Origin of the sequence: Lysinibacillus sp. FSL P4-0201, from assembly GCF_038593425.1 — a bacterium.
Classification (GTDB): Bacteria; Bacillota; Bacilli; order Bacillales_A; family Planococcaceae; genus Lysinibacillus; species Lysinibacillus capsici.
In genome coordinates this window covers 4,083,523-4,098,004 of the sequence record NZ_CP151995.1, presented here as the reverse complement: position 1 = coordinate 4,098,004, position 14,482 = coordinate 4,083,523, and the positions used below count along the sequence as shown (strand labels likewise).

Annotated in this window: 13 protein-coding genes and 2 riboswitches; all 13 genes read left to right on the top strand. The window is 37.0% G+C overall.

What is annotated here, in order from left to right:
- Positions 1 to 67: 67 nt before the first annotated feature.
- Positions 68 to 1,528 carry a nicotinate phosphoribosyltransferase gene (locus tag MKY76_RS20670; RefSeq protein ID WP_082148178.1) on the top strand — a complete coding sequence of 487 codons (1,461 nt, stop codon included), beginning with the start codon at positions 68 to 70 and terminating at the stop codon, positions 1,526 to 1,528.
- Between the two features lie 18 nt (positions 1,529 to 1,546).
- Positions 1,547 to 2,371, top strand: coding sequence for an ammonia-dependent NAD(+) synthetase (gene nadE, locus MKY76_RS20665; protein ID WP_048395002.1), 825 nt, complete (start codon positions 1,547 to 1,549; stop codon positions 2,369 to 2,371).
- A gap of 159 nt (positions 2,372 to 2,530) precedes the next feature.
- Positions 2,531 to 2,848, top strand: a complete 318-nt coding sequence (locus MKY76_RS20660) for an NAD synthetase (RefSeq protein ID WP_257962256.1) — start codon at positions 2,531 to 2,533, stop codon at positions 2,846 to 2,848.
- A gap of 205 nt (positions 2,849 to 3,053) precedes the next feature.
- Entirely contained in the window at positions 3,054 to 3,677 is a 624-nt protein-coding gene (locus MKY76_RS20655; RefSeq protein WP_257962257.1) for a nitrous oxide reductase accessory protein NosL, read from the top strand.
- 58 nt (positions 3,678 to 3,735) lie between these two features.
- The gene (locus tag MKY76_RS20650) at positions 3,736 to 5,007 is read left to right on the top strand and encodes a NosD domain-containing protein (RefSeq protein ID WP_328025428.1); all 1,272 of its coding nucleotides are present in this window, start codon (positions 3,736 to 3,738) and stop codon (positions 5,005 to 5,007) included.
- Positions 5,004 to 5,456 carry a nitrous oxide reductase accessory protein NosL gene (locus MKY76_RS20645; RefSeq protein WP_233436264.1) on the top strand — a complete coding sequence of 151 codons (453 nt, stop codon included), beginning with the start codon at positions 5,004 to 5,006 and terminating at the stop codon, positions 5,454 to 5,456. Before MKY76_RS20650 ends, MKY76_RS20645 begins: the two co-directional genes overlap by 4 nt.
- A complete protein-coding gene (locus tag MKY76_RS20640; RefSeq protein ID WP_066038122.1) occupies positions 5,456 to 6,256 on the top strand; it encodes an ABC transporter permease subunit in 801 nt (266 codons plus the stop codon). The genes MKY76_RS20645 and MKY76_RS20640 overlap by 1 nt, the downstream gene beginning before the upstream one ends.
- Positions 6,253 to 6,933, top strand: a complete 681-nt coding sequence (locus MKY76_RS20635) for an ABC transporter ATP-binding protein (RefSeq protein WP_053075732.1) — start codon at positions 6,253 to 6,255, stop codon at positions 6,931 to 6,933. The genes MKY76_RS20640 and MKY76_RS20635 overlap by 4 nt, the downstream gene beginning before the upstream one ends.
- 194 nt (positions 6,934 to 7,127) lie before the next feature.
- Entirely contained in the window at positions 7,128 to 8,072 is a 945-nt protein-coding gene (locus tag MKY76_RS20630; RefSeq protein ID WP_342557100.1) for a MoxR family ATPase, read from the top strand.
- The gene (locus MKY76_RS20625) at positions 8,069 to 9,250 is read left to right on the top strand and encodes a DUF58 domain-containing protein (protein ID WP_342557099.1); all 1,182 of its coding nucleotides are present in this window, start codon (positions 8,069 to 8,071) and stop codon (positions 9,248 to 9,250) included. Before MKY76_RS20630 ends, MKY76_RS20625 begins: the two co-directional genes overlap by 4 nt.
- On the top strand, positions 9,247 to 11,430 hold the full coding sequence (locus tag MKY76_RS20620; RefSeq protein WP_342557098.1) for a transglutaminase domain-containing protein: 2,184 nt from the start codon (positions 9,247 to 9,249) through the stop codon (positions 11,428 to 11,430). The genes MKY76_RS20625 and MKY76_RS20620 overlap by 4 nt, the downstream gene beginning before the upstream one ends.
- Before the next feature lie 32 nt (positions 11,431 to 11,462).
- A riboswitch (purine riboswitch) is annotated at positions 11,463 to 11,564 on the top strand.
- A 155-nt stretch (positions 11,565 to 11,719) separates the two neighbouring features.
- Positions 11,720 to 13,273, top strand: a complete 1,554-nt coding sequence (gene guaA / locus MKY76_RS20615) for a glutamine-hydrolyzing GMP synthase (RefSeq protein WP_036076059.1) — start codon at positions 11,720 to 11,722, stop codon at positions 13,271 to 13,273.
- Positions 13,274 to 13,447: 174 nt separating this feature from the next.
- Positions 13,448 to 14,116: an MOSC domain-containing protein gene (locus MKY76_RS20610; RefSeq protein WP_315062728.1), complete on the top strand. Its 669-nt coding sequence runs from the start codon at positions 13,448 to 13,450 to the stop codon at positions 14,114 to 14,116.
- A gap of 209 nt (positions 14,117 to 14,325) precedes the next feature.
- A riboswitch (purine riboswitch) is annotated at positions 14,326 to 14,427 on the top strand.
- The last annotated feature ends 55 nt before the right edge of the window (positions 14,428 to 14,482 follow it).

The window sequence follows — 14,482 nt, the reverse complement described above, 5'->3', positions numbered from 1 at the left end:
ATACGCAAGAATTTGGGTATATAGTGTATACTAGGACTAATTATCAAAGCGGAAGAAGGGGTTTCTTTTGAGATCAAACTATGCAGATGATAGCTTAGCGCTACACACAGACTTATATCAAATCAATATGGCAGAATCCTACTGGGCGGATGGCATACATAATAAAAAAGCGGTTTTTGAATTGTATTTTAGAAAATTACCTTTTGGTAATGGCTATGCCATATTTGCTGGGTTAGAGCGAATGCTTGATTATCTTCGTGATTTTCATTTTAGTGAATCGGATATTGCGTATTTACGTGATGAAGTAGGTTATAAAGATGACTTTATTCAGTATTTAAAGAACATCCGATTTACTGGAGAAATGTATTCCATGGTAGAAGGGGAACTGGTTTTCGCTAATGAACCAATCGTCCGAATTGAAGCTCCATTAGTAGAGGCGCAGCTAATTGAAACAGCCTTACTTAATATTGTTAACTATCAAACATTAATTGCTACAAAGGCTAGCCGTATCAAGCAAATTATTAAGAATGAAGTGGCAATGGAATTTGGTACAAGGCGTGCACAAGAGATGGATGCTGCTATTTGGGGAACACGTGCCGCGTTTATCGGTGGTTTTGCTTCCACAAGTAATGTTCGAGCAGGTAAACTTTTTAAAATTCCTGTCTCTGGTACACATGCCCATGCATTAGTACAAGCTTATAAAAATGATTATGATGCATTCCATGCTTATGCAAAACGTCATCGCGATTGTGTGTTTTTGGTAGATACTTATAATACATTGAAATCAGGGGTGCCAACTGCAATTAAAGTAGCTAAAGAGCTAGGAGACAAAATTAACTTTATTGGCATACGCTTAGATAGCGGCGATATTGCTTTCTTATCAAAAGAAGCTCGTCGTATGTTGGATGCTGCAGGCTTCCATGATGCCAAAATCATTGTCTCAAACGATTTAGATGAATACACCATCTTAAATTTAAAAGCTCAAGGAGCAAAAGTGGATGTTTGGGGAATTGGTACAAAGCTTATTACAGCTTACGACCAGCCTGCGTTAGGTGCAGTATATAAAATGGTGGCTATCGAGAATAGCGAAGGGCAACTTGAAGATACAATAAAAATCTCAGCTAATGCGGAAAAGGTATCAACGCCAGGCTTGAAAAATGTCTATCGTATTATCGATAAAAAGAATGGAAAGGCAGAAGGAGACTACATCACAATGCACGATGAAAATCCTCAAGCTGAGGAACGTATCAAAATGTTCCATCCGATTCATACGTTTGTCTCAAAGTTTGTCACAAATTTTGAAGCAAAAAATTTACATCAGCATGTTATTAAAAATGGAGCGATCAATTATCAAAACCCTACATTAGAGGAAATGCGTGATTACGCGGCGGAGAATTTAGAGCTGTTGTGGGATGAATATAAGCGTGCGATGAATCCTGAAGAATATCCGGTCGATCTCAGTCAAAAATGCTGGGATAATAAGATGCGTAATATTGAAGAAGTGCATGCGATGGTTAAACGAATGTAAAAAGGAGTGACGGGTGCAATGACTTTACAGCAACAAATTATTGAGGAATTACGCGTACTGCCTAACATTGATGTACAGAGGGAAATACGTAAATCAATTGATTTTTTAAAGGAATATGCAAAACGCTATAGTTTTGTAAAAGGTTTTGTTCTTGGTATTTCTGGTGGTCAAGATTCAACATTAACAGGAAAACTAGCGCAGTTGGCTATTGATGAATTAAATGCAGAAGAGGGAGAAATGAAGTATTCGTTTTTCGCTGTACGATTACCATATGGCGTACAAGCTGATGAACAGGATTGCCAAGATGCCATTGATTATATAAAGCCAACGAAGGTTTATACAGTAAATATAAAAGACGCAGTGGATGCTAGTGTGAGAGCTCTAACAAATGCGGGTGTTGAGCTGAATGACTTTGTGAAAGGGAATGAAAAGGCTCGTGAGCGTATGAAGGTCCAATATTCAATTGCTGCAATGAATGGAGCGGTTGTATTAGGAACAGATCATGCTGCGGAAGCTATTACAGGCTTCTATACAAAGTTCGGTGATGGTGGAGCAGACTTAATGCCAATCTTTCGTTTAAATAAACGACAAGGAAAGCAATTGTTAGCAGAACTTCAATGCCCTGAGCATCTTTATAAAAAGGTGCCTACAGCAGACTTAGAAGAAGATCGGCCCTCGTTGCCAGACGAAGTGGCGCTAGGTGTGTCGTATGATCAAATAGATGATTATTTAGAGGGGAAAGAAATTCCAGAAGAACCTCGCCAAAGATTAGAAGGGTATTATTTGCGTTCCCAGCATAAACGTCATATGCCAATTACAATATTTGATGATTTTTGGAAATAAGATGAGCGAAAAGGGTTATAAAGAAAGTGGTTTCACTTTTAAAAATAGCTCTTTTCACTCTTTTTTTATGTATTATGGTTCTATGTTGTTAATTGTCAGCATATAATGTCGATATAATTACCTATAAGGATAATAAAATGTAGGGGAGGGTAACTTTTTATGAGGACTTCTAGAGTGAGTGCAACGACAAGTAGTGTTTTTCGGCAGGAACAACAGTATTTACATGCTGGTGATCTCAGCCATAACTTTGGGCAAAATCCACAAAAGCAATTTCGGAATAGATTACAAAAAAATAAAGAGAAGACATACAATTCAACAACTATTTCTGTAAATTCACAGCAGCAACCGATTACACCTATCCATATAGATAGCGCTAGTGATTTGGAAATTCGCCGTGAATTAAATGAGACGGCATTAAAGCTCAGTCGTTTAAACAAACAAAAGAAGCGTCTCAATAGTTACCGTTCTTCCATATAAGCCAAACTCTCCACATCAGTGTGGAGAGTTTTTATTTTTGAGGGGAAGTAAATGAAAGTACTAAATTCAAAATATTTGAAGTGAAGATGTTCATGGAATGTTCAAGGTAATTTTTCCATTTCTTCACAGCGATTTTTAACTAATTTCACAACTAATCTGTAGTGTAGGAGATGGCAACAAAAAACTAAACTTGGAGGATAAAGTTGTGAAAAAATTATGGTTACCTGCACTAATATTATTATTTGTACTTGCAGCTTGTGGTAGCGAAAAAAAACAGGTAGAAGAAACGGAAATTGAGCAAGAAGTTACGAAAAATGAATCAGAAACCGTGCAAGTTGCTTCATTAGTAGATACACGGTTACAAGAGCCCGAAGAAGAGACAACTTGTGAAATGTGTAATATGAAAGTTTATATGAAAGACCATGAGATGGGTGTATTTTCAGCACAGGCAATAAAAGAAGATGGAACAATTGCTTTTTATGACGATATTGGCTGTTTATTAAATGCAGAGGTTGCTAATGAAGAAAAAAACGAAAAATTTGTACGTGATTTTGTGTCGAAAGATTGGGCAAAGATTGAAGATGTAACAATTATAAAAACAGAGCTGAAATCTCCGATGAACTGGGGCTATATTTATTTCGTGGACAAGGCTGAAGCAGATAAATATATGCAAGAAAATTCGAAAGCTTATGTGGAGGAACTACAAAAAATTAAAGATGATGCATTGGAGAGACGTAAGAAAATGATGCAAAAAAAGGCTGAGGATGAAAAAGATGCATCCGGTTCTATGCATTCGAATGAGATGAATCAAGAAGGGCACGGTCATTAAATTATAGACTAGGGGAAATCCTCTAGTCTTTTCTTGCTGAATGAGGAGGTGGAAAGTAATGAAGCAAATCATGTTGTTCTTTTTATTTTTTCTCATGACAAGTCAAACGGCGTATGCAGAATTTGATATTCAATATGCTATCGATCAAGCAAAAGCTGGAGATAGTATTCATATTCCTGCTGGTCGTTACCAAGGGAATTTCACGGTGAAGAAACCGATCAAACTGTACGGACAAAAAGGGACTGAGCTTTATGCTCAAAATGATGAACCTGTATTAAAAATTGAACATGTATCGAATGTTTCCATAGAAAATATAAGGATAACAGCAAAAAATAAAGGAATTGTTGCTAATGAGGCGGATAATTTAGAGCTAAGAGCTATTGAACTAAAAGATATCCGAGTTGGTATACATCTTCAACAATCAAGGCATATTCGAATTTTAGAAAATAGGATCATTGGAAATGAATCTCACTTTGCTGAAAAAGGAAATGGAATTGCGGTTTTTAAAAGTGAAGATGTCGTGATCGATCAAAATACGATCGAACAAGTCCAGGATGGTATATATGTTGAAGAAGGGACGCGAATAGATGTACAGCGAAACAAGGTAACAAATAGCCGTTATGGAACACATTTTATGTATTCAAGCAATGTGAAGGTGTTGTTCAATACATATTTACAGAATGTTACAGGTCTTATGGTGATGATGACTACTAATTTAGAAATAAGTAGTAATACAATTAGTGCTCATAATGGCTTCAATAGTTATGGACTTATGATGTATGACACACAGGAGGCAATGGTAAGAGAAAATAGCTTTCTACATAATCGTGTAGGGGTAGCGTTGCAGAAGAGTTCAGTGATTCAAATACAAGAAAATCGCTTTCAGATGAATCAAACTGCATTAGAAGGTACAAAAGTCGATGAGCGTTCAATCATTATGAATAATCAGTTTACAGGCAATATATTAACAGCAAGGTCAGATAATCGAGGATTACGTTTAATTCATAATTTTTATGATGATTATACAGGGCTAGATGTTACAGGTGATGGTTTTGGAGATATTCCATATGTGGCTGTGTCGAGTTTTGGACAATGGATGGTGAGACAACCAGTTTATCAATTTTTTGTGGCATCACCAAGCGTTGTTATCCTGACGTCACTAGATCAACAGATTAATAAAACAGAACGAAATCTAATGGTAGATAATGAACCAAAATTACTGAGCAATATGAAAGAGATAGAGTTTTCATTAAATATCTTACAATTAGTGATTGGTTTTATTGTGTTTATGGGAAGTTTATGGCTTTGGAAAAGGGGGATACGAGTGTGACTAGATGGATAATGATAGTAATTATATGTGGCGTTATTTTAGGAGGCTGTGGTGAAAAAGCATACCATCCACGTGAAATCAATAGTGAAACAGATGTTTGTAAAGTTTGTAATATGAGTATTGTTCATAATGAATACGCAGGGCAAATTGTTTTGAAAAATGGAGACTATGAGACTTTTGATGATATTGGATGCTTAATGGATTACATTGAGCTAAATGGCGATGGTGAAGTGGGAGCAGCCTATATTAAAAATAAAGCAACGAATGAATGGATTGACGTTTATAAAGCGATTTATGTGTACAACAAAAATTATTGGACGCCGATGAACTATGGTGTTATTGCATTTGCTACAAAAGACGAAGCCAAAGAATGGATGAATGATGAAGAAGAAGGTCAACTATTTGCCTATCGTGATTTGCTGACATTGAATTGGGGGATTCATGAGTGATGTTTGTAAAAATAGAGCTGAAGCAGATTTTAAGAAGTCGATGGATGCAACTAGTAGCCTTTCTGTTTACGTTTGTTTTCGTTGCCATAGTCGTCATTCAACAAATGGCTTTGCCAGATATTGAAGGCTTTACACGTCAAACTGCATCATTTTTAAGTGTGTTATTATTTCTGCTGCCGCTATTTATCCTCACCATTGGTAGTATGAGTATAGCTGGTGATATAGAATCAGGTTGGTTATCGTTATTAAAAACATACCCTATGAAGCGGAAGCAATATATTACAGGCAAATATGTAGCTACGGTACTTGCGTTTTTATTAGTAATAGTAGTGGCATTTGGTTTTGTATTAACCGTAGGTGGGTTACTAGGTGGGGTACGGTTACCAATTGTTTTAGTTATTCTTACGCTATTATGTATTATTATCTTTGTGTCTTTAGGAATCTTGCTAGGGGTATTTGCAAAAACAAGATTATTTGCACTTGCATTATCACTTGTAGTATGGTCCTTTCTTTTATTGCTCATTTCTTATGCTTTAATGGCTATAGGTGCAGTTGTTTCAGGACATCTTTTACAAAAGCTCATCATCATAACGATACATATTAATCCAGTAGAATGGCTGCGCTTCGGCTATTTTATATTTAGTAATCAAGCTAGTGTGCTTGGTCCAGCCTTTTATGATGTAACGAGGTTTTACTTATCACCTCTTGGTCAGGTGGTGTATGGAATAATAACAATACTCTGGATTGTACTACCGTTAATGCTTGCTACGAAGCTGTTAAAGGAGGGGGAGCGGCGATGATTCTGTTAGAGGGAAAAAATGTAGCTAAGGTTTATGAAAATGATAGAGGATTAAAAGAAGCCTCCTTTCAGCTGCAAGCTGGTCGAATTCTTGCATTGGTTGGAGGAAACGGGGCTGGGAAGAGTACTTTGATTCGTTTGTTAACGGGTCAAGAGAAACAGCAATCTGGTGAAATAATATGGCATCAACCACAAACAATCCGTTTTATGCCTGATGATGTAAACTTTCCAACTATGCTAACTGCAGCTGAAATATTAGAGCTGTTGGCATCTTTAAAACAAGTAGATAAATATGAGCAAGAGAATGTACTGAAGCGTGTTTCCTTGTGGGATGTTCGGAAGCAAAGAGCTAAACACTTTTCCAAAGGGATGCTCCAACGGCTAAACCTAGCCCAGAGCTTACTTGGTAGCGGGTCATTGTTAATTTTAGATGAGCCAACGAATGGTCTAGATCCCTTTTGGATAGCACAGTTGAAAAACATGATGCTGGAGGAGAAGAAAAAAGGCAATACCGTTATCTTCTCTACTCATTTGCTATCTTTTGCTGAAGAAATAGCAGATGATGTATTAGTTTTACATGAAGGTGAAATTATCATTTCTGGGGCGATATCTGAAATTTTCTTGCAAGAAAATTCTACATCTTTAGAAGAAATATGGTTAAAAAGATTGAATTTGTAACATTCTAATGGTTAATGACGTTATATAATAAGGATTAGGCTTGTTTGGATGTTATCAAACAAGCCTTTTTTATGAATGTTCGTAGGAAGTAGAAGTTTCAGATAATTGTTTTACAAGACAGATTTCGCTATGCTTAGATTAAGTTTGCTTGCAATTCACACAATTGCTTGATGGAATGGGAGGCTTTTCGATTAATGAATGCTCAAATACAGAATGTTTTAGAAAATATAGAAAAAGTAATGATTGGTAAAAGAGAAATTGCTGAGCTCAGTATTGTCGCATTATTAGCAAGGGGACACGTTTTATTGGAGGATGTACCTGGAGTAGGAAAGACAATGATGGTGCGAGCACTTGCAAAATCGTTTGATGCACAATTTAAGCGTATTCAATTTACGCCAGATCTATTGCCATCAGATGTAGTCGGTATTTCTATTTATAATCCCAAGACAATGGAGTTTGAATTTCGTCCAGGACCAATCATGGGGGATGTTGTATTAGCCGACGAAATTAACCGAACGTCTCCGAAAACTCAATCAGCGTTGTTAGAGGGGATGGAAGAGGGTTCTGTTACAATTGATGGGAAAACGATGATGATCAATCAGCCATTTTTTGTGATGGCTACACAAAATCCGATTGAACATGAAGGTACCTATCCTTTACCTGAAGCACAACTAGATCGATTTCTCTTAAAGATAAAAATGGGCTATCCATCTAGGGGGCAAGAGGTTGAAATTTTACGAAGAGCTGAGAATGGTAAAGCCATTGAAAAAATCGAAGCAGTATTATCGGTAGCGCAATTAATCGAATTACAGGAACTTGTTCAAGGTGTGTATGTAGAAGATTCTGTTAAAAATTATATGGTGGAGCTTGCTACCCTAACAAGAGAAAATAATTATGTCTATTTAGGTGTGAGTCCACGTGCCACAATAGCGCTAATGAAAGCTTCTCAAGCTTACGCATTTTTAAAAGGACGAAGCTATGTTACCCCTGATGATGTTCAATATTTAGTGCCATTTGTTTTTAACCATCGTTTAGTTTTAAAACCAGATGCACGCTATGATAACGTGACAGCAGACGAAATTATCCAGCGGATCATTGCTAAAACACCAGTTCCGACAAAGAGGTTTGCAGAACAATGAGGCAATGGAAAGCTTTTGTAGAAAAAAGTAAACATTTCCTATTAATCGCTTTCTTGATGATCGTAACATTTTGTTATGCAATGTTCCAAGGTGGGTTTGTGAGCTGGTTTGTATTTTTTACGGTTAGCCCATTTTTAGTATATGCATTCATTTTCTTTGTCGTTAGAGAAGATATTTTACTAATCGAACGCAAGATTGACCCGATTCATATAGAACGAGGTCAATCAGCGAAGGTGCTTATTACGATAGAACGTAAAACACGTTTTCCATTTGCCTATATCGTAATGGAGGAACTTGTGGATAGTGAGGGATTAGTGCAAGCTAAAATACAAAATGCGAATGCCATTAAGTTCGTTGGATTTAAAAAGACCTTTAGCTGGCAATATGAATTGGAAAATATGCCACGTGGTGAACATCGCTACCTAGGTGTTACAATTGTTTTCTATGATTTTTTTGGCTGGGCTAAAAAGGTTGTCGTAGCAGAAAAGGACCAAACTATTTTAGTCTACCCAAGAGTACAAGAGATGAAATATGCTGCGCTTCAAACAAAATATGATGTTGGCCCGATGATGTCACCATACTCTATTGTGAAGGACACATCGATGGCTGTTGGATTAAGAGAGTACGTTCCAGGAGATCGTTTTTCATGGATTCATTGGAAATCATTTGCACGTACTCAAAAGTTACAGTCTAAGGAATTTGAGGATCGACAATCATCTGAACTAATGTTAGTGCTAGACGCTACAAAATCCTCGATGTTTGAAGAAAAAGTGGAGTTAGTAGCTTCAATGCTACAAATGATCGTTCAGGAACGAGGAGATTTATCATTTATTTCTGCTGGAGCAATGACGAAAGTATTCCCTGCTATACAGGGTGACAAGCATTTAGATCAAGTCATGTATCATTTAGCTGCGATAAAGCCTACAGAGAATGTCAAGTTTCGATTTCATGACCAACAAGCCTTTAAGCAAGTTGCAACACTGCTTTATGTGACAAGTGATGTTTCAGATGAATTCCTACATACTCTTGCGAATATAGTGAAAAGCTGTATTTGTTTTGTAGTGGCAAAGCAGCCACCAGTGCAATCTGAGCTTGCGATGCGGTATAAACATATACAAGTTATTTATGTAAATCCAGCAGATTTCTATCATTTATTCACGGAGGTGATAAGACCGTGAAGCAATCATTAGGAGAATTTTTAGAATTAGCCATAGCTTATGTTATTGTATTTTTCATTTTGCGTGAATGGCTTATTCCCATTATGCAATTAACGAATACAGGTGGGATGCATTTTTTCTTAGTGTTTATCGGTATGTCTTTAGCGCTAAGTCTTTTCCGCGTACATCCTTTACTATCAGGATTAGTGAAGTTTGGTTATATTACCTGGTTTGTCGTTTTTATCTATAGCCCTAGTCCTGTATTATCTGGTGATACATTGCCTTTTTTATTGGCCGAATGGAGAGGGAACATGGCCACGATTTTAACAGGTGACTTTGGACAGGTTTCAGATGTTTTCAGAACAGTGTTATTTCTTGTATTGATTTGGATGCTGGTCTATTTAATTCACCATTGGGTTTCGGTGCGAAAAAATATATTCTACTTCTTTGCCATGACCGTATTCTTTATTGCTACTTTGGATACATTTAGTGACTATGATGGTAAAGCGGCAATTGTAAAAGTTGTTGTTTTAGGATTAATCATGACAGGTGTGCTTTTTGTCAAGCGCCTATGGCTTCAAGTAGAAACTACAAGTACGGTAATGGAAAAATGGAAAATTGTTATTCCCATGCTAGTATCTGTATTACTCGTTAGTTCTGTAGCATACTTTTTACCAAAGACTGGGCCAACATGGGCAGATCCGGTGCCGTTTATCCAAGGGGTTACTGGACAAGACGGAAATGGAAATGGTCAAAAATCAGTTGGTTATAGCCAGGATGATAGTCAGTTAGGTGGTCCGTTCCAAGGAGATAATACTTTAATATTCACTGCCTCTTCCCGTGACCGTCATTATTGGCGTATTGAAACAAAAGATACGTATACGTCAAAAGGTTGGATTGTTTCAGAGGGGAACTTTGGGAAAAATGTTTATGAGTCAAATACACCTATTCTGACTTCTTTACAAGTAGGGCCTCCCGAAAGTGAACGTCAGATTCAATTAGATATTGCTGTTCCAATGCCATTTTTAATTCAAACATATGGTATGCTTTCTGTTTCGGCTCAAGATTCCACTTTATTTATTCAAGATGAGCAGACTGAAAGAATGAATATAGAACAACAGGTAGGGGAATCGAAATCATTATCAAACTATTCATTGTCTTATAGTGAGCCTGTTTATAGTATGGAGCAGCTCCAATTATCATATCCAGCAACACTTGAAACAATGGATTCTTCCTTTGATCGATTTTTGCAGTTACCTAACCAACTTCCTCAGCGTGTAAGGGACTTAGCGTCTGAAATAACGCAAAAGAAAGATACGGTTTATGAACAAATTAAGGCTGTAGAAAGTTATTTTAGAACAAATGGTTTTAAGTACGATAAAACGCAAGCTGCCATTCCTGGTGAAAATCAGGATTATGTCGATCAATTTTTGTTCGATACAAAAGTTGGGTATTGTGATAATTTCTCCACTTCAATGGTGGTACTTTTACGCTCAGTAGGAATCCCAGCTAGATGGGTGAAAGGCTTTGCACCTGGGACTGCAGGACCTGTGTCAGATGGATTACGCGAATATCGCATCACGAATGACAATGCACACTCATGGGTAGAAGCTTTTATACCTGGAACGGGATGGATGGAGTTTGAGCCTACAATCGGCTTTTCTGGGAATGTTAACATCGATTATGATATTCCGTTAGATGCGTCTGATGAGGAGGAAGTGGCGCAGCCAGAACGAAAACCCGAGCAGCCACAACCGCAAGAACAGGTAACCGAGAAGGAACAGACAAAATCAACATTTAGCTTTGATGCAATGTGGTTATGGATGAAAAAGTTTGCCTATGTTTGGGTGATAATTGTTGTATTATTAATAATCACAGGTATTTCTTTATTCTTACAACGTAAAACGTGGATTCCTAAGATGCATGTTCGAGCATACCGTAAAAAAGTAGCGGATTGGTCAAATTTCGATTCTTCCTACCATGTTTTAGTGAAGCAATTATCTCGTATTGGTTTGCGCAGAAAAGATGGAGAAACGTTAAGTGCATTCGCAGAGCGTGTAGATTCAGCATTAGAAACAGATGAAATGCAAAAGCTGACGGTAGTCTACGAGCAACATATTTATGGGAAAGACAAAGAAGATGTTGATTTTGTGAAGCTGAAAGAAAGTTGGGAATATTTAATCAATCGCACTATCAGTTGATTTTAACGTAGACAAAGAGTAAAATGAAAAAAATTAAATGCAAGGATTGCTTTCATATAAGTTCGATAATAGGGTTCGGATGTTTCTACGAAATCACCTTAAATGATTTCTCTATGAAGGCGGATGTTTTCGTTAGGTGAAAAGTATAGTAAATCACTTTACTTTGCTACGCATTCGCCTTTATCAATATTCTAGAGCTTATGAACGCGTAGAAAGTTTTTTTACTTTCTTCGCGTTTTTCTTTGAACACATGAAAAATCCTTTAAAAATAATAGAAGAGGTGGAAATTTTGACAGCTAGCCCTTTATTAAAAGAGCAAGAAAAAATCGTTGTACTAGACTTCGGTAGCCAATTTAACCAATTAATTACACGTCGTATTCGTGAATTTGGTGTTTTCAGTGAATTACATCCACATACGGTAACTGCAGAAGAAATTAAAGATATGAACGCAACAGGTATTATTTTCTCAGGTGGTCCAAACTCTGTTTATGATGAAAATGCCTTTCATGTGGATCCAGCTATCTTCGAATTAGGTTTACCGATTTTAGGTATTTGCTATGGTATGCAATTAATGGCCCATACAAACGGCGGTAAAGTTGAAGGTGCTGAAACACGCGAGTATGGTAAAGCCGAAATTCAAGTAACAACACCAAACAAATTATTTGGTGAATTACCTACAGAACAAATCGTTTGGATGAGCCATGGTGACCATGTAACAGAAGTTCCAGCTGGATTTGAAGTCATCGCAACTAGTGCATCTTGTCCGATTGCTGCAATGGCAAACGTTGAACGTAAACTATATGCTGTACAATTCCATCCAGAAGTACGTCACTCTGTATATGGTAATGATCTATTACGTCAATTCGTATTCGACATCTGTGAAGCGAAAGGCGATTGGTCAATGGCAAACTTCATTGAGCTTGAAATTGCAAAAATTCGTGAAATCGTTGGCGATAAAAAAGTATTATGTGCACTTTCTGGTGGTGTAGACTCATCAGTGGTAGCGGTGTTAATCCATAAAGCAATAGGCGATCAATTAACTTGTATGTTCGTAGACCACAACTTAAACCGTAAAGGCGAAGTTGAACAAGTAATGAAAACATTCACAGAAGACTTTGACATGAATCTTATTAAAATTGATGCACGTAAACGATTCATGGACAAACTTGCTGGGGTTTCTGATCCAGAGAAAAAACGTAAAATTATCGGTAATGAATTCATTTATGTGTTTGATGAAGAGGCATCTAAGCTTGAAGGTATGGATTTCTTAGCACAAGGAACTCTTTACACAGATATTATTGAATCTGGTACTTCAACTGCACAAACAATCAAATCACACCATAATGTTGGTGGTCTTCCTGAAGATATGCAATTCCAACTAATTGAGCCACTGAAAACTTTATTTAAAGATGAAGTACGTGCGCTAGGCTTAGAGCTTGGACTAGACGAAAAAATCGTTTGGCGTCAACCGTTCCCAGGTCCTGGATTAGGTATCCGTGTGCTTGGTGAAGTAACAGAAGAAAAATTAGAAATCGTTCGCGAATCTGATTTCATTCTACGTGAAGAAATCGCAAAAGCTGGCCTTGATCGTGACATTTGGCAATATTTTACGGTATTACCTGATATCCGTTCAGTAGGTGTAATGGGCGATGCTCGTACGTATGACTATGCAATCGGTATCCGTGCCGTTACATCTATCGACGGTATGACTTCTGACTGGGCACGTATTCCTTGGGATGTACTAGAGAAAATCTCCGTCCGCCTTGTAAACGAAGTAAAACACGTGAACCGCGTGCTGTATGATATTACATCTAAGCCACCAGCAACGATTGAGTGGGAATAATAGCAAAAGCCCTAAAAGCCCTGAGAGGTTTTTAGGGCTTTTTTTGATTTATTTCCTTCTGAATTAATGGCTTAATGAAGTATCTCAACTGCAAAAATTGCTGGTAAAGTGTTGTATGTAGTAAACTAAATGAATGCACAAGAAATTATACTATTCAGATTAGGGGGGATTTAAATGGAGAAAAATAAACCAATGATTCATACATTAACGGTTGGGATGCCAAAAGAATTAGTTGATAGTAAAGGACGTTCAATGATTACAGGGATTGAAAAGCAACGAGTGCAAGAAGTTTATTTGTCCTCTCAAGGCTTTGAAGGGGATGATGTGGCAGATAAAAAACATCACGGTGGCCCTGATCGAGCAGTTTGTTTATATCCTGCGGAGCATTACATACAATGGGAACAGGAACTTGGAAAAACGTTACCCGTTGCTGCATTTGGCGAAAATTTAACCGTAACAAATATGTTAGAATCAGATGTTTGTATTGGTGATATTTATAAAATTGGAGATGCTGTCATTCAAATTACACAGGGACGTATTCCATGTAGTACGATTGATAGATATACCGAGGCAAACACATTACTCAAACGTTTAATCGAAACAGGCTATACAGGTTTCCTTGCGCGTGTACTTGAAGAAGGGACAATCTGTGCAGATTCAACAATTGAGCTTGTAGAAAAGCATCCTGCACGTATCTCTGTTTTGTATTGCAATAAAGTGTACTTCAAAAACAATGATGCAATCGCTATGAAACAAATACAAGCAGTAGATGCATTAGCAAAAGATTGGAAAGAAAAATTAGAAAAAAGAATTCAAGTCTTGCAAAGAAAAGTGATGAGTTAAAACATAAGTTCAAAAGAAGGATCCTCTAGAATTTCTAGGGGATTTTTTCTTTAAACTAATTGCTGAAATGTTCAGTACAAAGCCTCTTTAGTAATACATTTAATAGAACCTGAACATTAAATAAGAATTTTACACGAACTTTCGTATTTCTTTTTAGAAAAATGTTCGGAAATAGGGTTGAAATCTAAAAAACGAAATGATATATTACGAATGTAAATTAAATACGTCGTCGTATAATGTCGGGGATAAGGCCCGTGAGTTTCTACCAAGTTACCGTAAATAACTTGACTACGATTTAGGTTTATACATAAATGTATAAACACTAATTTGTTTCACACACTAATTGTGATGAAATATATCGTAGAC